Raw genomic sequence first — 22,039 nt, 5'->3', positions numbered from 1 at the left:
GGATCCTGTCCATCAGCTCCCGGCCGAGACCGGGAAGTAGAGCGAGAAGGGTTCGTCGACGACCTCGTGCAGAGGCCGGAAGCGGACGGCGGCGGGCTGGCCGACGGCGCGGTATCCGCGCAGCCACTGGGTCCACTGCCGCTCGTTGTCGGGGGCGAGCAGGGCGGGGGCGTCCTCGAGGCGCCCCCGCAGCGCGATCTCGCGGTCGACGAGGCCGGCCAGCACGATCGGGCCCTCGACGAAGGCGACCGTGCCCGGCTCGTCCGGGATCGGCACGGCGCGGATCTCGGTGCCGAAGGCGAGGTCGACGCTCGTGCGGCCGCCGGGGTGCTCGATCAGGAGCGCGCCGTCGCCCGCCCGGACGCGCTCGGCGTCGCCCGCGACCCCCGGCTCGCCGACGGTCCACTCCGGCACCCGCAGCCGCACGTGCAGCGCGACCCCCTCCTCCGAGACGATCTCGACCCGGATCCGCGAGGCGGTGGGGCGGTGCACGTCGCCCGCGGCACCCGCGTTGGCGTCCGGGCCGACGTAGCCGGCGGTGTCGAGCACCTCGACCCGCACCGCCGCGTCGCCGGCGGCGGTCGGCAGGCGCAGGCTCGCGTCGACGTGCTGCGCGATCGTCAGCTCGGCGTCGCCGCCGCGGTAGAAGACGAGCCCGGAGTGGCGCGTGTGCGCCTGCACCAGCGTGCCGTGGCAGCACCAGAAGTCCTCGGTCGGGCTGCCCCAGTCCTTGCGGGCGCCGCCCTCGAGCGGCAGGAAGTAGGCGACCATCCCGGTCCGCGGGTTCTGCTGGGCGAGGAGGCCGTTCCAGAGGTTCCGCTCGATGTAGTCGGCGTAGGCGAGGTCGCCGGTCCAGCGCAGCAGCACGTCGGCCAGCCGGATCATGTTGTAGACGACGCAGTGCTCCTGCGTCTTCTCGCCGCGGCGAGCGGCGAACGCGAAGGGCGGCGTCCAGATCTCGCCGGAGGTCTGACCGCCCGTGCAGAAGGTGCCGCGGAGGGTGACCGCCTGCTCCCAGTAGGCCTCGACGATCCTCCGCCAGCGCTCGTCGCCGGTGACCTCGTAGGCGCGGGCGGCGCCGAGCACCTCGGGGATCGTGGTGTTGGCGTGCATGTTGGTCAGCACGTCGCGGCCCTCGAGCAGGCCCTCGAAGAGGGAGCGGCGGTCGTAGCGGCCGAGTAGCTCGGTGTAGACGGGGTCCCCGGTGATCGCGAGGAGGTCGGCCCAGACCTCGAGCATGCCGCCGGTCTCGACCTCGAGGATCTCCTGGAACGCGGCGTCGTCGAATCCGCGGACCCACTCCAGCAGCGGGACCGTGGCGGCCCGCGCCATCCGCAGCGCCCGCTCGTCGCCGAGGTCGAGGTGCAGGTCGACGAGGCCCATCAGCAGCTTGTGCATCGCGTACTGCGGCGCCCAGATGGGGCGGCCGGTCGCGAGGCGGTCGAGGTAGCCGCGCGGGATCGCCCAGATCCAGCCGCCGCCGTTCTCCTCCTGGCAGCGCTCGAGTCCGTCGAGCACGGAGTCGATCCGGACGCGCAGCAGCGGGTCGCCGGTGACCGCGACCTCGCGGGCCGCGGCGGAGAGCCAGTGGCCGAGGAAGTGCCCGCGCAGCTGGGAGCCCGGCGTCTCCCAGCCCCAGTGCCGGTCGAGGCCGCGGGCCTCGCGCGAGTCCTGCGAGGGGTGCAGGTGCCAGCCCTGGTCGCCGATCCCGGCCTCGATCAGGAAGTTCTGCAGCAGCCCCTCATCGGTGAGCGAGAGGAGGTAGTCGCGGTTGAGCCGCCGCCGCGCGTCGAGCACCCCGCGCTCCAGGCGGGTCTCGTGCGGGGCCGGGTGGGTCAGCGGCATGGGTGCTCCTCGTCGAGGCGGTGGGTGGTGGGGGTGAGCGGTGCGAGCGGTGGTCGATCGGCGCGGGTCGATCCGCGCGGTGGTCCATCCGACCGAGGGTCGAGATCGATCTCTCGCTGTACTCAGACCAGGATCGACGATAGGAATGGGGACATGCAATCCCCGAGAGTGATCCATCTCGTCGCCGATGACGTGTCCGCCCTCCTCACTCAGTCGGGAGGCGACCTGCCCGTGCTGCTGCACTGGGGTCCGCGACTCGACGCGAGCGACGACGATCTCGCAGCTTTCGCAAGAACTCCCGCGCGGACGGGGATCGAGGGCTCCTCCGACGTCCCCTACGAGCCCGGGATCCTGCCCGAGCACACCTTCGGCTGGGCCGGCCTGCCGGGTCTCCGGGTGCACCGGGAGGGCGCCGGCTGGTCGCCGAGGCTGACCGTGGACACCGTCTCGGTGGACGGGGAGGCCCTCGCGGAGGGCGCGGTCGCGCAGGCCGGCAGCGCCGCCGTGACCGTCGAGGCGCACGACGCGCAGGCCCGGATCGGGGTCGTCCTAGAGATCGTTCTCTCTCCTGCCGGACTGCTCAGGACCCGCGTCTCGGTCCGCAACGACGGCGCCGGGCACCTCGAGGTGATCGGCGTCGACCCCGCCCTCCGGATCCCGACCGAGGCCCGCGAGATCCTGGACTTCTCCGGCCGCTGGGGCACCGAGAAGATCCCCCAGCGCCACCCCGTCGTCACCGGCACCCACTCCCGCTCCTCGCGGCGCGGCCGCACCGGCCTGGACGCGACGACGGTCGTCGCGGTCGGCACCCCCGGCTTCGACTCCGCCGACGGCCGGGTCTGGCTCTGCCACGTCGGCATCGGCGGCAACCACGAGCACGCGGTGGAGCGCGGCGACGGCTGGCTCGCCTTCCGCGGCGGCGAGCTGCTCCTGCCCGGCGAGGTGCGCCTCGCGAGCGGCGAGAGCTACTCCTCCCCCTGGATCTCCGGCAGCTTCGGCCACGGCCTCGACGCCGCGGCCGCCCGCTTCCACGCCCACCTCCGCGGGGTCTCCCGCTCCTCGCGCCGGCCGCGCCCGGTGACGCTCAACGTCTGGGAGGCGGTCTACTTCGACCAGGACCTCGCCGTCCTCGCCGAGCTGGCCGACCGCGCCGCAGCCCTCGGAGTCGAGCGCTACGTGCTCGACGACGGCTGGTTCCTCGGCCGCAGCGACGACCGCGCCGGCCTCGGCGACTGGACGCCCGACCCCGTCGCCTGGCCCGACGGCCTCCTCCCCCTCGCCGAGCACGTCCGCGGCCTGGGCATGGAGTTCGGCCTCTGGGTCGAGCCCGAGATGATCAACGAGGACTCCGACCTCGCCCGCGCGCACCCCGACTGGATCCTGCGGGCCCGCGAGGAGCTGCCGCCGCGGTTCCGCTTCCAGCAGGTGCTCGACCTGACGAATTCCGACGCGTTCGCGCACATCCTCGGCGTGCTCGACGGCCTGGTCGCCGACCTCGGCGTCGCGTACCTCAAGTGGGACCACAACCGCGACCTGATCGACGCGGGCCACCCCGCCACAGGGACGGCCGCGGTGCACGAGCAGACGCTCGCGCTGTACCGGCTGATCGACGAGCTGCGCGCCCGGCACCCGGAGCTCGAGATCGAGAGCTGCGCCTCCGGCGGCGGCCGGGTCGACCTGGGGATCCTCGAGCGCACCGACCGCGTGCACACCTCCGACAACCAGGACCCGCTGGACCGCTCGCGGATGCTGCGCTGGACCGGGCTGCTCGTGCCGCCGGAGATGCTCGGATCGCACGTCGCCTCGCCGGTCAACTCCGTCACCGGTCGCACCAGCGACCTGCACACCCGCTGCGCGATCGCCTTCCTCGGCCACTTCGGGATCGAGTGGGACCTCCGCGAGCTGGACGCGGAGGAGGAGCCCGTGCTGGCGGGCTGGATCGCGTCGTACCGCGAGCACCGCGGCCTGATCGCGACCGGCCGGGTCGTCGGGGGCGACGACTCCGACCCCGACGCGCCGTCGCTGCGCGGCGTCGTCGCGCCGGACGGCTCGGAGGCGCTGTACACGCTGGTCACGCCTGCGCTGACCGCGGACTCGCGCCGCCGCGTCCGCCTCCCGGGCCTGGATCCGCGGGCGCGCTACCGGATCGAGACCGCGCGCCCCGGCTCGCTCGGCCCGCCCTGGCAGAGCCCGCACTGGCTGGAGTCGACGGTGCCGCTGGACTCCGACGCCCCGGCCCCCGCCTACTCGGGGAGCCTGCTGGGCGAGGCGGGCCTGGACCTGCCGACCTTCCACGCCGACCGCGCGATCGTCCTGCGGGTCGTCCGCGAGACCGCGTGAGCACCGCCGCCGACCCCGGCGTCCTCGACACCGCCGGCACCGCCGCCGACCCGTCCGCCACCACCCTGGAGCACCCCGTGAACAGCACCGTCACCGTCGACCTCGACCGCCCCGGCGCCACCATCAGCCGCCACCTCTACGGCCACTTCGCCGAGCACCTCGGCCGGTGCATCTACGACGGCTTCTGGGTCGGCGAGGACTCGCCCGTCCCGAACGAGGGCGGGATCCGCCTGGACGTCGTCGAGGCCCTCCGCGCCCTCGACATCCCCAACCTCCGCTGGCCCGGCGGCTGCTTCGCCGACCGCTACCACTGGACCAACGGCATCGGCCCGCGCGAGGAGCGCCCCGGCCTGGTCAACACCCAGTGGGGCGGAGTCGCGGAGGACAACTCCTTCGGCACCCACGAGTTCATGGCGCTCTGCGAACTGCTCGGCGCCGACGCCTACATCTCGGGCAACATCGGCTCCGGCACCGTGCAGGAGATGGCGGACTGGGCCGAGTACCTCACCGGCGCGGGCAAGTCGCCGATGGCCGACCTGCGCCGCTCCCACGGCCGGGAGGAGCCGTGGACCGTCCGCTTCTGGGGGCTCGGCAACGAGACCTGGGGCTGCGGCGGCAACATGCGCGCCGGCGCCTACGCCGACCTGGCGCGGCAGTTCGGGACCTTCGTGCGGAGCGGCAACGACACTCCGCTCTACCGCGTGGCGGCCGGAGCCGACGGCGCCGACACCCACTGGACGCAGACGCTGATGGAGGTGATCCCCGAGATCGAGGGGCACCCCTTCTCCTCCGTGCCGTGGGAGTCGGTCTCGGTGCACTACTACACGATCGGCGGCAGCTGGCACGCGAAGGGCAGCGCGACCGACTTCGACGCCGACACCTACTGGAGCACGATCGTGGCCGCGCAGGGGATCGAGGAGCTGCTCCGCTCGCACGCCGCGGTGATGGACGTCCACGACCCCGAGAAGAAGTACGGGATGGTGCTCGACGAGTGGGGCACCTGGTGGGACGTGGAGCCGGAGACCCATCCGGGCTTCCTCTTCCAGCAGAACACGATCCGCGACGCGATGGTCGCGGCCTGGCACTTCGACGTCTTCCACGGCTTCGCCGACCGCCTGACGATGGCGAACATCGCGCAGACGGTGAACGTGCTGCAGGCGATGCTGCTGACCGACCCGGACGGCGGCGAGATGGTCCGCACGCCGACCTACCACGTGTTCGAGATGAACAAGGGGCACCACGACGCGACGGTGCTGCCGACCACGGTCGCCGGCCCGACGCACACGGTCGACGGCCGCGAGATCCCCGTCGCCTCCGCCTCCGCCTCCACGAAGGACGGCCGCGTCCTGGTCTCGCTGACCAACGTCGACCTGGAGGAGACGCTCGAGGTCTCCCTCGACTTCCGCGGCGGGACCGTGACCGGCGCGACCGGCCGCCTCCTGACGGCCGACCGCCCCGACGCGCACAACCGGCCCGGCGCCGCCGACGAGGTGAGCCCCGTCGCCCTCGAGGGCGTCGAGACCACGGCGACAGGCCTGCGCGTCACGCTGCCCCCGCACTCCTTCGCGACCGTGACGCTGGAGCTCTCGTGATCGCCGCGCGCACGGAGGCCGCCCGCCGCCCGCCGATGGGCTGGAACAGCTGGGACTGCTTCGGCGCCTCGGTGACGGAGGAGGAGGTGCTCGCGAACGCCGAGTACCTCGCCGAGCACCTCCTGCCGCACGGCTGGGACACGGTCGTCGTCGACATCCAGTGGTACGAGCCCGATCCCGGCACGAGCGACTACCAGGAGGTGTCGGAGCCGGTGCTCGACGACTGGGGACGCCCGCAGCCCGCCGTCGGCCGCTTCCCCTCCGCGGCGACGCGCGGATTCACGGCGCTGGCCGCGCGCGTGCACGCCCTCGGCCTCCGCTTCGGGGTGCACCTGATGCGCGGCGTCCCCCGCCGAGCGGCCGAGCTCGGCCTGCCGGTGCTCGGGGCGGAGGCGACCTGCGCCGGCATCGCCGACCGCGGGAACGTCTGCCCGTGGAACCCGGACAACTACGGCGTCGACATGAGCGCGCCCGGCGCGCAGCAGTACTACGACTCCGTGATGGCGCAGCTGGCCTCGTGGGGCGTCGACTTCGTGAAGCTCGACGACGTGCTCTACCCGCCGATCCAGGCGGAGGAGATCGCCGCCCTCTCCCGCGCGATCGACGCGACCGGCCGTCCGATGGTGCTGAGCCTCTCCCCGGGCAGGCAGCTCTCGCTCGAGAACCTCGAGGTGCTGCGGTCGACCGCGCAGATGTGGCGGATCTCGGACGACTTCTGGGACGACTGGGCGCACCTGCACGAGCAGTTCCAGCGGGCGGCGCGCTGGGCGCCGCACCAGCGCCCCGGCGCGTGGGCCGACGCCGACATGCTGCCGCTGGGGCGGATCGGCGTGCGCGCGCACGTGGGCGAGGACCGGCTCTCGCGGTTCACGCCCGCGGAGCAGCGGACGCTCGTGACGCTGTGGTGCCTGCTCCGTTCGCCGCTGATGATGGGCGGGCACCTCCCGGACACGCCCGCCGACACGCTCGCGCTGCTGACGAACGGCGACGTCCTCGCGCTTCTCGGCAGCGACGGCAGCCGCGAGATCGTCCGCGACGGCGACCTGGTGGTGTGGTCGGCGTGGCGCGGCGACGAGCAGTGGCGCGGAGTGTTCTGGCTGGGCTCGTCGGCGCGGTCCTACTCGGCGCATCTGGCCGACCTGGGCTGCTCCGGCGCGACCTCGGCCGTCGACGTGTGGAGCAGCGCCGAGCTGCCGATCGTCGGCGGCGCCGTCGAGCTCGAGCTCGGGCCGCACGGCTGCCGCCTGCTGCGCCTGGCCTGACGCGCGGGCGCCGGCCGGGGCGGGCGGGCCCGCCCGCCCCGCCCCGCCCCGGCGAGAAGCCAGGAGTCGTCGCACTCGAGACCGACTGCGACAACTCCTGCGCACTCGCGGAACCGCGATCGGGATGAGCCCGACGAGAAGCCAGGAGTCGCGAGCGGCCTCGGGACGCCGGACCCTCGTCGCTCCTGCGCCGAGCACCCCGAGACTCCATTAGTTGTCGCACTCGACGCCCACTGCGACAACTGCTGCACACTCGCGACCGGCCTCGGGACGCGGGGCGCCCGTCGCTCCTGCGCTGAGCACCCCGAGACTCCAGTAGTTGTCGCACTCGAGATCGACTGCGACAACTCCTGCACACTCGCGGAACCGCGATCGGAGGAGTCCGGCGAGAAGCCAGGACTTGTCGCACTCGGCTTCGAGTGCGACAACTCCTGCGCACTCGCGAGCGGAGTCGGCGGCGGAGGCGGCGGCGGATGCGAAGAGACGCAGGAGGCCGCCGCGCTCGAGCTCGAGTGCGACGGCCTCCGGCCCGTCAGGAGCAGGCGCCCGCGGGTCAGGACTCCGTGTCGACGAGCGAGTCGAGGTGCGCGAGGTCCTCGGACGAGATCTCGAAGTCGACGTCGGCGTTCTCGACGATGCGCGAGGGCGTCGTCGACTTCGGCAGCGGCAGCACGTCCTTCTCGAGCAGGTAGCGGATGCAGAGCTGCGCCACCGACTTGTCGTACTTCGCGGCGATCTCGCCGATGTCGGAGTTGTCGAGCAGGCCGCCCGTCGCGAGCGGCGAGTAGCCCTCCACGAGGATGCCGTGCTCCTTGCAGTACGCGGTCGTCTCGTCCTGGGTGTTGCCGACGAACCAGCGGATCTGGTTGGCGTGCGGCACCACGTCGGTCGCCGCGATCAGCGACTCCAGATCGGCGACCTGGAAGTTCGAGACGCCGATGGCGCGCGAGCGACCGGCCTCGAGGATCTCCTCCATCGCCTTCCACGCCGCGATGTTGCCCTCGCGGTGGTCCGAGCCCATGTCCTGCCAGGGCCACGGGGCGTGGATGAGGTACAGGTCGACGTGGTCGAGCTCGAGCGCCGCCATGGTGGTCTCGAAGCTCGCCTTCGCGCCCTCGTAGTCCTTCACCTCGGCCGGGAGCTTGGTGGTGATGAACACCTCGTCGCGCGGGACGCCGCTGTCGCGCAGGGCCCGGGCGACGCTCGCCTCGTTGCCGTAGGCGCGGGCGGTGTCGATGTGGCGGTAGCCCGCCTCGAGCGCGGCGGTCGTCGCGTCGTAGGCCTCGGGGCCGTCGGGGATCTGCCAGGTGCCGAACCCGATCTTCGGGATGGCGACTCCGTTGGACAGCGTGAACGTGTCGGTCAGGGCGGGCATGACTCTCCTCTGCATCGGTCTTCTCCGCGGGCCGCCACCGGCGGCGCCGCTCCTTCCACGCTAGGCCGGGCCCCCGGCTCGCGCGGGCCCCTTGCGCTGTGCGCCTCCGGTGCTACGCGGCCGTCGCGCTCCCCGCCGACCCCGCAGAAGTCGCAGGACTCGCGCGCGAGTACCGCCACTTCTGCGCACTCGCGAGCCGGCACCGCCGGCCCGCCCCCGCGAGCGGCCGGCGCCTCCCCCCTGAGGCGCCGACCGCTCAGCCTCGCGCCACCGACCAGGGGGTCCGCAGCGCCCGCTCGGCGAGGAACCGCCGCTCCCCCGTGATCGACACCTCCGCCGTCACCGCCGCGTCCGCCGCCGAGGCGCCGGCCGTCAGCCGCAGCGGCCCGGGGTCCACGGCGAGCCGGCCGTCCTCCCCCGTCACCGCGAGCCGGGCCGCGTCGACGTGGAAGTGCACCGTCAGCGTCTCGCCCGCCGCGATCGGCACGCGCGCGAAGCCGATCAGCTGCGCGACCGGCCGCACCACCGCCGAGGTCGGGTAGCCCGCATAGAGCTGCACCACCTCGACCGTGTCGGCGCCGTCGTTCCGGAGCGATACCGCCACGTCGAGCGATCCGCCGACCGGCAGCTCCGCCGCCGTCGCCAGCTCCGTGTACGTCACCGCGCCGCGGGTCAGCCCGTAGCCGAACGGGTAGAGCGGAGTCGCGTCCAGCGCCGTGATCCCGGGGTTCGAGAGCCCGAGCGACGGCTGCAGGTACGTGGTCGAGGCGGACGGGAGCCGTGGGATCTGCACGGGCAGGCGCCCGGTCGGAGCCACGCGGCCTGAGAGCACGCCGGCGACCGCGGCCGCCCCGTCCGCTCCCGGGAAGAACGCCTGCACGAGTCCGCGCGCCGCTCCGAGCGCCCCGAGCGCGTAGGGCCGGCCCGAGAGGACGACCACCACGGTGGGCACGCCGGTCTCGAACACGGCCGTCACCAGCGGCTCCTGCGCTCCGGGGAGGCGGAGGTCGGCCGCGTCGCAGCCCTCGCCCGAGGTGCCGTCGCCGAAGAGCCCGGCGATGTCGCCGACCACGACGACCGCCGCGTCGGAGCCGCGGACGAGGTCCACCGCCTCCTGCACGCCGTCGGTCGACGCGGAGGTGATCGAGCCGCCCTCTGCGAAGCGCACGCGCGACGCTCCGAACTCCTCCTGCAGCGCCGTCAGCACCGTCGGGATCGACAGGCCGAGGTCGTGCCCGGGGTGCTTGGAGAGCACATGGTTGGGGAACGCGTAGCAGCCGACCAGGCTGCGGAACTGGTCCGCGGCCGGTCCCACGACGGCGAGCGAGCCGGAGGACAGCAGCCCCGCGACGTCCTCGTCGCGCAGCAGCACGACCGACTCCTCCGCGATCCGCGACGAGATCGCGCGGTTGCGAGCGCTGTCGAGGTCGACGTCCTCGGCTCCCTCGGGCACCAGCGGGCCGCCGTCGAGCAGGCCCGCCTCGAACTTGTGGCGCAGGTGCCTGGCCACGGAGCGGTCGAGGTCGGCCTCGTCGACGACGCCCTCGCGGATCAGGCGCGGCAGCTCGCCGTACGCCGCCGTCTGCGGCAGCTCGACGTCGACCCCCGCGTGCAGCGCCAGGCGCCCCGCGTCGGCCGCGTCGACCGCCACGTGGTGCATGGCCTGGAGGAACGGCACCGCCCAGTAGTCGGCGACGACCGTGCCCTCGAAGCCCCAGCGGTCGCGGAGCAGCGTCGTCAGCAGGTGCCGGCTGGCGCTGCTGGGCACGCCGTCGATGTCGGTGTACGAGGTCATCACGCTGCGGGCGCCGCCGTGCCGCAGCGCGGCCTCGAACGGAGGCAGCACCGTGTCGGCGAGCTCGCGCGGCCCCATGCTCACGGGTCCGTGGTTGCGGGCGCCGCGGGAGGCGGCGTACCCGGCGAAGTGCTTCAGCGTCGCGACGACGCCGGTCCCCTCCAGCCCCGCCACGTAGGCGGCGCCGAGCTGCGAGACGAGGTACGGGTCCTCGCCGAGGGTCTCTTCGACGCGGCCCCAGCGGTAGTCCTTCACGACGTCGACGACCGGGGCGAGGCCCTGGTGGATGCCGAGGGCGCGCATGTCCGAGCCGATCGCCTCCGCCATCTCGCCCACGAGCTCCTCGTGGAAGGTGGCCGCCCAGGCGAGCGGAGTGGGGAACGCGGTCGCGCCGTACGCGGCCAGGCCGGTGAGGCACTCCTCGTGCGCGATGGCCGGGATGCCGAGGCGGCTGCCGGCGACCACGCGCTCCTGCAGCTCGCGGAGCCGGCGCACGCCCTCCGGGACGGTGACCGGCTCGGTGCCGAACACGCGGGTCAGCTGGCCGAGGCCGCCGGTGAAGAGGTCGTCGCCCGCGGCGGGCCCGTCGTCGAGCTTCGGAGCGAAGTCGTCGGCGGAGTCGGTGAGCCAGACGGAGCCGAGCTGCGCCGCCTTCTCCTCGAGGGTGAGTTCCTGGGTCAGGAGGCGGGCGCGCTCGGCCGGAGGCAGAGCGCGATCCCGCCAGTCCCGCCCGGGAGGACGCGCGGCGTCCGTCCCGGGCAGTGCTGGGGAAGCGTCGTGCATCAGCCCTTGAACGCCCCGTCCATGATCCCGGACACCATCCGGCGGCCGACGAAGAAGAACGCGATCAGCAGCGGGAGGGTGGCCATGAACGATCCGCCCATCGCCAGGGCGACGTCGATCGATCGGTTGGCCTGCAGCTGCTTCAGCGCGATCTGCACCGTGAACAGCTCCGGCGACTTGAGGACGATGAACGGCCACATGAAGTCGTTCCAGACCGCGGTGAAGGTGATCAGTCCGAGGACGAACGCCGCGGGGCGGACCACCGGGAAGGCGATGCGCCAGAACAGCTGCCACGAGTTGGCGCCGTCGATGCGGGCCGCCTGGATCAGCTCGTCGCTGACCGTCGTGGACATGTGCTGCCGCATCCAGAAGATGCCGAAGGCGCTGGCCAGGCCCGGCACGATGATCGCCTGGAGGGTGTCGACCCAGTCGAGCGCCGAGACGATCAGGTACTGCGGGATGATGCTCAGCTGCGCCGGCACCGTCATGGTCAGCAGCACGATGAGGAACAGCACGTTGCGGCCAGGGAACTGCAGCTTCGCGAAGGCGAAGCCGGCCATCGCGCAGAGGATCGCCGAGATGACGGCGATGCTCAGCGACACGATGAGGCTGTTCAGCATCGAGGCGATGAACGGGACGGTGTCGAACACCTTCTCGGCGATCGCCATGAAGTTCGTGCCCGGGTACAGGCGCGGCGGGATCGACGTGACGGCGGTCGCTCCGACCGACGCGACGACGAACATGTAGTAGAGCGGGAAGATCGAGACGAGCACCGCGATCACGAGGAAGACGTAGGTCGGCCAGCCGACTCCGCCGCCCTTCCCGCGCCGCTTCGGCAGCTGTGCCTTCTGGACCGTGGGGGCCAGCGTCTGCGGGACGGCCTGGTCGATCACATCCGACATCAGACGGCCTCCTTCCGGGTGCGGGTGGAGAGGTAGAAGTTGAGGAGGGAGACGAGGACCACGATCACGAACAGCACGACGCCGATGGCGGATCCGTAGCCGAACTTGAACTGGCCGAAGCCCTGCTCGTAGAGGAAGAGCGCCAGCGTCTGGCACTGCCGGCCGGCGCCGCAGGTGAGGCCCGATTCGGGAGCCACCAGGAGCGCCTCCGTGAAGATCTGCAGACCGCCGATGGTCGACATGATCACGGTGAAGACGATGATCGGGCGCAGCGCCGGGATCGTCAGGTGGCGGAACTGCTGCCAGCTGGACGCGCCGTCGACGGAGGCCGCCTCGAACATCTCGCGGGGCAGCGACTGCAGGCCCGCCAGGTAGAGGAGCGTGTTGTAGCCGAACCAGCGCCAGAAGACCATCGTCGAGATGACGATCCAGGAGCCGTAGTTCGTGGCGAGGAAGTTGATCGACGGCAGTCCGAAGATGCCGAGGAACCAGTTGATCAGGCCGAAGTTCTTGTCGAAGATCTGCGCGAACACGATCGCGGTCGCCGCGACGGAGGTGATGTACGGCACCAGCAGAGCCATGCGGAAGAAGTTCGCCCAGCGGAGGCGGGCGTGGTTCAGCAGGTGCGCGAGGAAGAGGGCGAACAGCAGCTGGGGCACCGTCGAGATGATGAAGATGCCGAAGGTGTTGACCAGCGCGTTCCAGAACCGGGAGTCGGCGAAGAGCTGCTGGAAGTTCGCGATGCCGACGAAGGTCTGCTCGCCGATCGGGTTCCAGTCGAAGAGCGAGACGTAGAACGTGAACAGGAGCGGGAAGAGCCCGAAGACGATGAAGATGATGAAGAAGGGCGCGACGTACGCGTAGGGGGCGATCCGCTCCGAGAGGGAGTTGCGGATCCGCGCGGCCTTCTGGACCGGCGCGCTGGGCTGCTTGCGCTGCTTGCGGGGTGGTGCTGCTGTCACCGTTGACACGGGAGTACCTCCGTCGAGAAAGGGGGGGAGGGGCCCGGCGCGCGAGGCGCCGGGCCGCTCGGGTGGGTGGGGCGATCAGCCGCCGATGGCCTGCTTGGCCGTGTCGAGTGCGGTCGACCACGCCTTGTCGGAGGTCACGTTGCCGGCCTCCAGCTCGACGAGGGTGTTGAGGAGCGCCCCGTTGATCGGGGTGGTGTCCGGTCCGTTGTAGAAGGACGGGAACTGCTCGACGGAGGTCGCCATGACCTCGCCGATCTTCGAGTCGCCGAAGAACGGGTCGGTGTACGACTGGACCTCTTCGCTGGCGACCGCCTCGGTGGCGGCGGGCAGCGTGCCCGAGGCCTTGAAGTGGTCGGTCTGGCCCTCGGCCGACATCATCGTCTTGATGTACTGCCAGGCGGCCTCGGGGTGCTCGGCGCGGGCGGGGATGGCGATGACGCTGCCGCCCCAGTTGCCGCCGATGCCGGGGACGCTGGTGACGCGCCAGTTGCCGGCGGTGTCGGGGGCGTCGGTCTTGATGCCGGCGAGGATCCACGAGGGGGCGATCGTCACGGCGAAGGCGCCGTTCGCGCGGCCCGGGGCCCAGCCCGAGGACCAGGCGGCGATGCCGGCGCTGATGCCGGCGTCCTTGGTGTCCACGGCGACCTGGAACGCGTCCTTCACCTGCGGGTTGGTGTCGTAGACCAGCTCGCCGTCGGGCGAGTAGTACTTCTCCGAGACCTGGTTGACGGTCGAGAAGAAGACGCTGGTCTCGATGTTGTCGACGAACGGCTTGCCGGTCGCCTCGGTGTACTTCTTGCCGGTCTCGATGAAGGACGGCCAGTCCTTCCAGAGCTCGGCGACCTGGTCGGGCTCGGTCGGCAGGCCGGCCTGCTCGAAGAGGTCGGCGCGGTAGGCGAAGCCCAGTCCGCCGACGTCGGTCGGGACGCCCACGACGGAGCCGTCGTCGGCGGTCGCGGCGGAGGCGGCCCACGGGAGGTAGGTCGAGGCGACGTCGTCGCCGCCGAGGGTGCGCAGGTCGAGGAAGTTCGAGCTGTTGGCGACGAACTGGGGCAGGTCGTCGTTCTGGATCATGACCAGGTCGGGCACCTTGCCGCCGGCGAGGGCCGCGGTGAGGGCGGTGGCGGTCTCGGTCGTGCTGCCGACCTCGGAGAGCTTGATCTTCGCGTCGGGCATCTTCGCGAGGTATTCGTCGACGCTGTCCTTGGCGTTGATGCCGGTGAAGGACCAGAAGGTGGCTTCGGCGTTCGGGTCGTCCGAGGCGCCTCCTCCCCCTCCGGACGAGCACCCGGTCAGGGTGAGCGCGACTACTGCTGCTGCGGCGGCTACGGCCGTCAGGCTTCTTTTCACGACAATTCCTCTTCGTTGGGGATTCGCAGGGTTTCGGTGAGGGCGGGCCTCAGAGAACGATCTCTTGGCGGCCAACCTAACCCGCCCTCGAGCACGATGCAAGCGAGAACCGGTCTCCGCGAGATAACGATCTCCGCCTAGTATCAAAGGGAAGTTTCGCAAATCGAGCAGTTCCGGACGGCCGCCCGCCGCCCCGTGCGAGTCTTCACTCCGACGCTCTCCCCACCGTGCTCCGCGGGGAGGCACGGAAGCCGGACCCTCCCCTCGCAGAAGGAAGCAGCATGACTCGACCCACGCTGGTGGACGTCGCCCAGGCCGCGGGCGTCTCGCGCGCCACCGCCGCCCGGGTGCTCGCAGGCGGCACCAATGTCGACGTCCGGATGACCGCCGCGGTCGAGCGCGCCGCGAAGTCCCTCGGCTACGAGGCGAACAGCGCCGCCCGGATGCTCCGCGGCGGGCGGGCCGGGGCCATCGCCCTGATCGTCGCCTTCAACGAGCTCGACAGCCTCACCGGGACGTTCTTCACCTCGGTGCTGAAGGGCGCCGCGAAGGGCCTCTACGCCGGCGAGGTGCAGCCCGTGCTGCTGCCCGCCGACCACGACGACAGCGACCGCATCCCCCGCTTCCTCCGCTCGCGGGCCGTCGACGGCGCGATCGTGATCCTCCAGCACGAGATCACCCACCTCGCCCAGGCGCTGGCCGACTCCCCCGTGCCGATCGCCTGGGTCGGCCGCCCTCGCGTCGCCCTGCCCGAGGACGCGATCGTCATCGACTCCGACAACTACGGAGGCGGCCGCCTCGCCGCCCGCGCGCTCGCCGACTCCGGCCGCCGGCGCCTGGGCATCATCGCCGGCCCGCACGACATGGAGCCCGCCCGCGACCGCATCCGCGGCTGGCGCGACGAGCTGACCGGGCTCGGCCTCGACTCCAGCCCGATCGTGCACGGCGAGTTCACCCTCGAAAGCGGTTCCGCCGCGATGGCCCGCCTCCTGCAGCGCCACCCCGACCTCGACGGCGTCTTCGCCTCGTCCGACCTGATGGCCAACGGCGCGATCCGCGTCCTGCAGGCGTCCGGCCGCCGCGTCCCCGCCGACGTCTCCGTGATCGGCTTCGACGACGTCGTCATCGCGACCACCTCGGATCCGACCCTCACGACCATCCGCCAGCCCCTGGAGGACATGGGCCGCGTCGCCGCCGAGACCGTCGTCGCCGTCGTCCAGGGCCGCCCCGTCGACCGGCAGCCGATCCTCGCGACGACCCTCGTGCAGCGCGAGTCCGCATGACCCCGCCTCCCCCGCACCGCCTGATCGTCAGCACCGACGCCGCGAACGAGGCCGACGACCAGTTCGCGATCGTCCAGGCGCTGCTGACCGAGACCCTCGACGTCCGCGGCCTGGTCGCCGCGCACTTCGGCCGGCCGGGGAGCATGCCGGAGTCGCGCGCCGAGATCGATCGCATCGTGGAGTTGGCGGGAGCGACGGTGACCGTCGTCGACGGCGCCGAGTCGGCCCTGCCCGCCGAGGCGTCGGACGGCGCCCGCCTGATCGTGGCCGAGGCGCTGCGCGACGAGGGCCGCCTGTGGATCGCCGTGCTCGGGCCGCTGACCGACGTCGCCGCCGCCCTGCTGCTCGAGCCGTCGATCGCCTCCCGCGACGGCGTGGTCGTCTGGGTCGGCGGCCCGCCCTACGACGAGATTCCCGCCTACAGCCCCGAGTTCAACCTGATCAACGACGTCGACGCGGCGAACCTGGTGCTCGAGTCGGGCATCGCCCTCTGGCAGATCCCGATGCCCGTGTACTCCGGAGTCGGAGTCGGGCACGCCGAGCTCCGCACGCGGCTCCGCGGCACGAGCCCCCTCGGCGACTACCTGGTGGACCAGCTGATCGCGTTCAACGACACCATCCCGTACGGGCCGCTCGACTTCCGGTCGCTGGGCGACAGCCCGGCGATCGGCGCCGTGATGAACCCCGCCGGCGGCCGCTGGCGGGAGTGCCGAGCACCGCGGTTCTCCGCGGACGGCGAGCTCCTGCCCGACGCAGGGCCGCACACGATCCGTGTCTGCGAGGCGTTCGACACTCGCTGGCTGATCGAGGACCTGTTCGCGAAGCTCGTGGAGTTCGGGGAGCGGGCGGGCGGCGAGTAGAGGAGGGCCTCCGCGACCTGGTGGAGCTCGGCCTGATCACCGCTCGCCACACGGTCAGCTGGTGGAAGCTGCACCGTGACCGCAGGAAGATCCTCGCGGCGCTGGACGAGCTCGCGGACCGGTGACCGGATCGCCCGGCTGAGTATCGAGCCGCTTACGAGGAGATCCGCGCCGCGCACGCGGGCGAGTCCGTCCGCGCGATCGGCGGGCGATCAGGCCGACTCGCGGAGCACCAGCTGGTGACGGACGGTGCGGTGGACGTCTGGGCCGCCCCGCGGGAGCTCGCCGGCGATCATGGCGACCGCGAGGTCGAGGGCGTGCCGCGCGAGCTCGTCGAGGTCGACGGCGAGGGTCGTCAGCGTCGGGGCGAGCAGCCGCCCGATCGAGAGGCCGTCGATGCCGACCACCCGGACGTCGCCGGGCACGTCGACGCCCGCCCGACGGCAGGCGGAGAGCACGCCGAGCGCGCAGAGGTCGTTGAACGCGACGATCGCGTCGGCGACCCGTGGGCGGGCGATGATCCGCTCGGTCGCGTCCGCGGCCGCCTGGGCGGTGGGGCCCTCGGCGCGGACGACGGAGGCCCGGAGTCCGCGCGCGGAGAAGGCCCGGATCAGCAGCTCGGCTCGCCGGCTCGGCCGGGCATCCCGCGAGACGTCGACGACCACCGGGCGCCTCACGCCCGATCCCGCCAGATGATCGGCCAGCGCCTCGACGGCGTCGGAGTGGTCGAGCAGCACCGCGGCACGCAGCGGGTCGCCGGTCGGGTCGAGCTCGACGACGGGCACGGAGCCGAGCCGCTCGATCCACTCCGCAGCACGATCGCCGAAGGTGCCGATCACCGCGTCGGTCTGCGCGCCCAGCGCCTGGATCATCCGGTCGGAGTCGGCGGCGAGGCCCACGTCCGCGAGCGACACGTTCCAGCCCCGCGCCGCCGCGACCCGCACGACGGCCGAGGCGAGCTCCGGCGACCACGGATTCCGCAGGTCGTCGACGACGAGCCCGAGCTGGTGCTCGCCGCCGGTGACCAGGCCGCGGCCGAACCGCGACGGTCGGTAGGACAGCTGCTCCGCGGCGTCGAGGACCCGCCGCTTCGTCTCCTCGCTGATGCCCGGCATGCCGTTCATCGCCCGGGTGACGGTCTGGCGGGAGACCCCGGCGGCGGCCGCGACGTCGTGGATCGTCGCGCGGCCGCCGGCCTCGGCACCGCTCAGGCGCGGAGGTCGAGCCATGCCGTCTGCTCCGGAGTCAGCTCGATCGACAGGCCGCGCATCGACGAGCGCAGCTCGGTGATCGTCCGCGGCCCGAAGAGCGGGAAGGTGGGGAACGGCTGTGCGAGCACGTAGGCCAGCGCGATCGCCGTCGCCCCGACGCCGTGCTCGGCCGCCAGCTGCTCGGCCCGGCGCAGGCGCTCGAAGTTGTCCGGCCCGTAGTAGCAGCGCACCAGCTCGGCGTCGCTGGTGTCGTCCGGGCGGGCGCGGCCGGTGAAGAAGCCGCGGGCCTGCGAGGACCACGGCAGCAGTGGGATCTGCCGCTCGACCAGCCACTCCTTCGACGCCCGGTCGGTGACGTGGACGCAGCCCTCCCACGGCACGTCGTACGCCTCGGCCAGGCCGAAGTGGTCGCTCAGCGCCTGGAACCCGGCCCGCCCGTGAGTGCGGGCGTACTCCTGTGCCTCGTCGAAGCGGGCCGGCGTCCAGTTCGAGACGCCGTAGGCGCGGATCCGCCCGGCGCGCTGGTGCTCGTCCATCACGTCGACGAACTCGCCCACCGGCACCTCGAGGTTGTCGCGGTGCATCAGGTAGATGTCGGCGTAGTCGGTGCCCTGCCGCTCGAGGCTCTCGAGCAGCTGCCGGGAGAGCGACTCCGGATCGCAGTAGGGGGTGTGCGCGCCCTTGGTGATCACGACGACGTCCTCGCGGATGCCGCGGTTGCGGATCCACCGGCCGAGGCGGCCCTCCATCTCGCCGTCGCCGTAGATGTAGCCGGTGTCGAAGGCGGTGCCGCCCTGCTCGACGAACGCGTCGAGGATCGCCGAGGCGTGCGCCAGATCCGGCTGATTGTCGACACCCATCACGAGCCGCGACATCCGCTTGCCGACACCGGGGATCTCGCCGAAGAGCATCGGGGTGTCCGACGCCGCGCGCAACGGCCGTCCGGACACCGTCGGGATGTCCGCGGTCTCGGCCTCGAACGGGAAGCGCAGGCCGATCGCGGCGCGCCAGCGGTCGAGCGTGCGGGCCGTCGCGAGCGTCTCCTCGAGCGTCATCTGCTGCGCCTCGACCGAACCGGCCACCAGGGCGTCGGTCGTCGCATCCGCCTCGAGCGCGTAGGGGCTCTCCCCCTCGAACGTGAGGATGCGCGGCTCCTCCCCCACGACGCTGATCTCGATGCCCGCGTCGGACGCACCGAACCACGGGTCGGCCACGTGCAGACGGCCGCGCGTGCCGTGGACTGTCAAGGCGTTCACGTCGTCGAGCGCCACGCCGGTGCGGAGGGTCGCGGTGATGCCGCCGCGGTAGGTCGCGCGGGCGACGCTCCACTCGTCGACGCCGGTCGGGCCGAGGCTGCCCTTCGCGTCGAACTCGACGGGCTCCGCGACGGCGGCACCGGTCGCGGCCTGCACCACGGCCGCCGCGGCGGTGACGGTGTACCCGCCGACGTCGAGGACGCCTCCCCCGGCCGTCGCGGCGTCGTACAGGCGGCCCTCGCGGGACGGGGTGCGGAAGGAGAAGGAGGCGTCGATGTGCACGACGTCGCCGATCGCGCCGTCGCGGACGAGCTCGAGCAGCGCGGCGGTCTGCGGGTGGAAGCGGTACATGTACGCCTCGACCAGCGGCAGACCGGCGCTGCGCGCGGCATCGACCAGTGCCATCGCCGTGCCGTGGTTGACGGCGAGCGGCTTCTCGCAGAGCACGGCCTTGCCGGCCTCGAGCGCCTGCAGGACGAGCGCGGCGTGACCCGTGTGCACGGTGGAGATGTAGACCGCGGTGACCCGCGGATCGGTGAGGACCGCGGCGTAGTCGCCGGCGGTCGCGTCCGCGAAGCCGTGCTCGACTGCCTCGGCGGCGAAGGCCGCGGCGCGCCCCGGATCGGAGCTGCCCGCCGCGACGAGCCGGGCGCCGCGGTCGCTCGCAGGCAGCTGGGAGAGGAACCGGCGCGCGATGCTGCCGGGGCCGAGCACCGCCCAGCCGGGTGCAGGAGTGGTCGGGGTGGAGTCGGTCATGGGGACCCTTTCGCGGCGTCGTCGGCGTGAACGTTCACGCACCACGCTAGGCGGGCGGGAGGGGCCGGGACAAGTGCGGCGTGGAGCCCATACGTGAACGTTCACCACGAGACCGGGGGCGCTCCCCCGCTGCTCGAGCGGCCGGGCGGAGGGAGCGGCGCCGCGATCGCTTCCGATGCCGAGCGCCGCCTCAGGCTCGGCGAGTGACGGCAGCGGCCCGACCCGCAGGTCGCCGACGGCGTCGCTTCACCGGAACACGTCGCCGTCGCGACCGGACGGAGCACGCAGGCAGCGGCGCCGCGGAGCAGCTCGCCTTCGTCGGGGCGCCACGAGGACCGTTTCGAGTGGGGTGCCTCAGCGGGACTCTTCATCGGGCGGGGTTGTCGGGACACTGCTCGCCGCGGGATCCCGCGGCCGGTTCTACTGCGTGCGCGTGTACCGGTGAACGATCCCCATACGGGACGCCGGATTAGCTGAACCCGGCGCTGCTCAAGATCTGCGGACGAGCGTGGGAAGAACGCTGTGATCGACGGTCTCGACGACAGCTGCGGTGACGACGGGCCCGACGGTGAAGCGGCGGGGTGGCGGATAGCTTCGCCGAGAAGGCGCCCGCGCAGCTCAACGAGGAGCGCGACGATCCGGGTTCGCATCTCAGGTCGCCGCCCCTACTCCTCGGGGGGCCTGAAGACGCGGCCAGCCGGGGTCGTGAGACGCATGACGACGGCGGCTCGTGCCCCACATCTCCCGCATTACGGGTCCATGTAGCCCCTGCGCGCATCGAGGCCCTTTTGTATACCACCGCCAGCGAACGTTTCGAGGTGTATGCGGTTCTGCGCGGTCACTGCAGCTCAGAGGAAGGTTGTAGCATCGTGGAAACCTGCCCGAAACGGTGTTTGGGATACAAAAGAGGAGTCCTCGCGGTGACCATCACTCTGGAGCCGCTTCCCCCCTCGCCCTGCTGGGAGCTACACATGTCAGCTGTATCCCGCACCACCGCTCCGCCCGCCTCCGGACACACGGTCGCCTCCGTCCTCGACTCCATCGGCTTCACCCGCGCGCAGTTCTGGATCTTCCTACTGATCCTCGCCGGGGAGTTCTTCAACACCCTCGAGCAGAACTCGGTGGGTGCCATGGGCAGCCACATCAAGGAGACGCTGCAGATCGGCGACATCCAGCTCACGACGATCAACACCGCCACGGTCATCGGCGGACTGATCGGCCGCGTGCTGGCCGGCTACCTCGCCGACCGATACGGCCGCCGCTTCTCGCTCAGCCTCAACCTGCTGATCTACACGCTCGGCGGCCTGCTCAGCGCCGTCGCGATGAACTACGAGATGCTGCTCGTCAGCCGCCTGATCGTCGGCATCGGCATCGGCGGCGAGTTCATGATCGGCCTGGTCATGCTCTCCGAGATGGTCTCCACCCGCTTCCGCGGCACCGCGATCGGCGCCGTCAACGTCGGCGCCGGGGGCCTGGGCAACTTCCTCTCCTACGGCCTGTTCCTGCTGCTGCTCGGCCCGCTGGAGACCCCGCTCGGCGGCCCCGACTCCGTGTGGCGCTGGTCGTTCGTGATCCTCGCCGTCCCCGCGCTGCTGGTCGTCTTCTACCGCCGCAAGCTGCCGGAGACGCCGCGCTGGCTGCTCTCGCAGGGCCGCACGGAGGAAGCGAACCGCTCGCTCGCGATCCTCGCCTCGAACTCGCTCACCCCCACCGCCGCCCGTCCGCCCGTCGAGCTCTCGCCGGACGACCTGCCGCCCGTGAAGATGTCGGCCTCGCCCGCCGCGGTGTTCAGCCGCCCGGTGATCCGCCGCACCGCCGCCCTTGGCGTCGCGTCCTGGATGGCCTTCGGGTCGCAGGTCACGCTGAACTTCCTGATGCCGACCCTGCTGGTCGAGCGCGGCTACTCCGTCTCGGAGAGCCTGCTCTACACGATGATCATGAACATCGGCTCGCTCCTCGGAGCGACCACCGCAGCCCTGATCGCCGGTCGCGTCGGCCGTCGCACCGCCGTCGGCGCCGCCGGAGTCCTCGGCTGCCTCACCGCGCTCGCCTTCGCCGGCTTCGGGAACGGCACCGGGGCGATCCTGATGCTCGGCGCGCTCTTCCAGTTCTTCACGATGGTCACCAACACGACCCTCGCCACCTGGACCGCCGAGATCTTCCCGACCGCGATCCGCGCCTCCGGAGCCTCGATCGTCAACGGCATCGGCAACATCGCCGGAGCGGTCATGCCGTTCCTCGCGGTCGCGCTCTACGGCTCGTTCGCCTTCGCCGGCGTCTTCGGCCTCGCCGCCGTGATGTACGCGGTGCTCGTCGTCGCCTCCCGCTTCGCCCCGGAGACCCGGGGTCGCTCGCTCGAGGACGTCAACGAGAACGCGATCGCCGCCGCCCACTGACCCACCCCGCCCCCTGGCGCTCCGGCACCGTTGGGCGCAACCATCCACCGGACAGCACCACA

At 72.1% G+C, this 22,039-nt stretch carries 14 protein-coding genes; 6 read left to right on the top strand and 8 right to left on the bottom strand.

From position 1 onward, the window contains the following. Positions 1-12: 12 nt before the first annotated feature. Positions 13-1,845: a beta-L-arabinofuranosidase domain-containing protein gene (locus tag C5C74_RS08525; RefSeq protein ID WP_159939850.1), complete on the bottom strand. Its 1,833-nt coding sequence runs from the start codon at positions 1,843-1,845 to the stop codon at positions 13-15. A 153-nt stretch (positions 1,846-1,998) separates the two neighbouring features. On the opposite strand from C5C74_RS08525, the gene C5C74_RS08520 reads away from it, so the two are divergent. From C5C74_RS08520 to C5C74_RS08510, 3 genes are all read left to right on the top strand, one after another. Further along, positions 1,999-4,185 (top strand): alpha-galactosidase, encoded by a 2,187-nt coding sequence (locus tag C5C74_RS08520; RefSeq protein WP_104351331.1) that lies wholly within the window; start codon positions 1,999-2,001, stop codon positions 4,183-4,185. A 77-nt stretch (positions 4,186-4,262) separates the two neighbouring features. Then, positions 4,263-5,777, top strand: coding sequence for an alpha-N-arabinofuranosidase (locus C5C74_RS08515; RefSeq protein WP_104351342.1), 1,515 nt, complete (start codon positions 4,263-4,265; stop codon positions 5,775-5,777). Then, positions 5,774-7,039, top strand: a complete 1,266-nt coding sequence (locus tag C5C74_RS08510) for a glycoside hydrolase family 27 protein (RefSeq protein WP_258064126.1) — start codon at positions 5,774-5,776, stop codon at positions 7,037-7,039. Before C5C74_RS08515 ends, C5C74_RS08510 begins: the two co-directional genes overlap by 4 nt. 553 nt (positions 7,040-7,592) lie before the next feature. On the opposite strand, the gene C5C74_RS08505 is transcribed toward C5C74_RS08510, so the two are convergent. From C5C74_RS08505 to C5C74_RS08485, 5 genes are all read right to left on the bottom strand, one after another. Beyond that, a complete protein-coding gene (locus C5C74_RS08505) occupies positions 7,593-8,414 on the bottom strand; it encodes an aldo/keto reductase (protein WP_104226493.1) in 822 nt (273 codons plus the stop codon). Positions 8,415-8,670: 256 nt separating this feature from the next. Further along, entirely contained in the window at positions 8,671-10,992 is a 2,322-nt protein-coding gene (locus C5C74_RS08500) for a glycoside hydrolase family 3 N-terminal domain-containing protein (RefSeq protein WP_104351330.1), read from the bottom strand. Continuing rightward, the gene (locus C5C74_RS08495; protein WP_104224678.1) at positions 10,992-11,894 is read right to left on the bottom strand and encodes a carbohydrate ABC transporter permease; all 903 of its coding nucleotides are present in this window, start codon (positions 11,892-11,894) and stop codon (positions 10,992-10,994) included. Before C5C74_RS08495 ends, C5C74_RS08500 begins: the two co-directional genes overlap by 1 nt. After that, positions 11,894-12,856 carry a carbohydrate ABC transporter permease gene (locus tag C5C74_RS08490; protein WP_104224677.1) on the bottom strand — a complete coding sequence of 321 codons (963 nt, stop codon included), beginning with the start codon at positions 12,854-12,856 and terminating at the stop codon, positions 11,894-11,896. Before C5C74_RS08490 ends, C5C74_RS08495 begins: the two co-directional genes overlap by 1 nt. Positions 12,857-12,940: 84 nt before the next feature. Next, positions 12,941-14,215: an extracellular solute-binding protein gene (locus C5C74_RS08485; protein WP_104226495.1), complete on the bottom strand. Its 1,275-nt coding sequence runs from the start codon at positions 14,213-14,215 to the stop codon at positions 12,941-12,943. A 281-nt stretch (positions 14,216-14,496) separates the two neighbouring features. Here C5C74_RS08485 and C5C74_RS08480 point away from each other — a divergent pair, with 281 nt between their 5' ends. Next, a complete protein-coding gene (locus C5C74_RS08480; RefSeq protein WP_104351329.1) occupies positions 14,497-15,498 on the top strand; it encodes a LacI family DNA-binding transcriptional regulator in 1,002 nt (333 codons plus the stop codon). Continuing rightward, entirely contained in the window at positions 15,495-16,358 is an 864-nt protein-coding gene (locus C5C74_RS17820) for a nucleoside hydrolase (RefSeq protein WP_104351328.1), read from the top strand. The genes C5C74_RS08480 and C5C74_RS17820 overlap by 4 nt, the downstream gene beginning before the upstream one ends. A 212-nt stretch (positions 16,359-16,570) precedes the next feature. Here the strand turns inward: C5C74_RS17820 and C5C74_RS08470 are convergent, their stop codons facing one another. Next, positions 16,571-17,587 carry a LacI family DNA-binding transcriptional regulator gene (locus C5C74_RS08470; RefSeq protein ID WP_104351327.1) on the bottom strand — a complete coding sequence of 339 codons (1,017 nt, stop codon included), beginning with the start codon at positions 17,585-17,587 and terminating at the stop codon, positions 16,571-16,573. Continuing rightward, positions 17,566-19,581: an aldo/keto reductase gene (locus C5C74_RS08465; protein WP_104351326.1), complete on the bottom strand. Its 2,016-nt coding sequence runs from the start codon at positions 19,579-19,581 to the stop codon at positions 17,566-17,568. Before C5C74_RS08465 ends, C5C74_RS08470 begins: the two co-directional genes overlap by 22 nt. A 971-nt stretch (positions 19,582-20,552) precedes the next feature. Between C5C74_RS08465 and C5C74_RS08460 the strand changes: the two genes are divergently transcribed. Next, the gene (locus C5C74_RS08460) at positions 20,553-21,977 is read left to right on the top strand and encodes an MFS transporter (RefSeq protein ID WP_104351325.1); all 1,425 of its coding nucleotides are present in this window, start codon (positions 20,553-20,555) and stop codon (positions 21,975-21,977) included. Positions 21,978-22,039: the final 62 nt, after the last annotated feature.

This window comes from Rathayibacter sp. AY1E8, assembly GCF_002931415.1.
Classification (GTDB): Bacteria; Actinomycetota; Actinomycetes; order Actinomycetales; family Microbacteriaceae; genus Rathayibacter.
The sequence above is the reverse complement of the archived record's forward strand: the minus strand, read 5'-3'. Positions and strand labels throughout refer to the sequence as shown.

What these genes read in the sequence shown, in the direction of transcription:
- C5C74_RS08500 (WP_104351330.1), bottom strand. Translation starts at nt 10,992, where the DNA reads ATGCACGACGCTTCCCCAGCACTGCCCGGGACGGACGCCGCGCGTCCT.
- C5C74_RS08505 (WP_104226493.1), bottom strand. Translation starts at nt 8,414, where the DNA reads ATGCCCGCCCTGACCGACACGTTCACGCTGTCCAACGGAGTCGCCATC.
- C5C74_RS08465 (WP_104351326.1), bottom strand. Translation starts at nt 19,581, where the DNA reads ATGACCGACTCCACCCCGACCACTCCTGCACCCGGCTGGGCGGTGCTC.
- C5C74_RS08525 (WP_159939850.1), bottom strand. Translation starts at nt 1,845, where the DNA reads ATGCCGCTGACCCACCCGGCCCCGCACGAGACCCGCCTGGAGCGCGGG.
- C5C74_RS08470 (WP_104351327.1), bottom strand. Translation starts at nt 17,587, where the DNA reads ATGGCTCGACCTCCGCGCCTGAGCGGTGCCGAGGCCGGCGGCCGCGCG.
- C5C74_RS17820 (WP_104351328.1), top strand. Translation starts at nt 15,495, where the DNA reads ATGACCCCGCCTCCCCCGCACCGCCTGATCGTCAGCACCGACGCCGCG.
- C5C74_RS08520 (WP_104351331.1), top strand. Translation starts at nt 1,999, where the DNA reads ATGCAATCCCCGAGAGTGATCCATCTCGTCGCCGATGACGTGTCCGCC.
- C5C74_RS08480 (WP_104351329.1), top strand. Translation starts at nt 14,497, where the DNA reads ATGACTCGACCCACGCTGGTGGACGTCGCCCAGGCCGCGGGCGTCTCG.
- C5C74_RS08495 (WP_104224678.1), bottom strand. Translation starts at nt 11,894, where the DNA reads ATGTCGGATGTGATCGACCAGGCCGTCCCGCAGACGCTGGCCCCCACG.
- C5C74_RS08460 (WP_104351325.1), top strand. Translation starts at nt 20,553, where the DNA reads ATGTCAGCTGTATCCCGCACCACCGCTCCGCCCGCCTCCGGACACACG.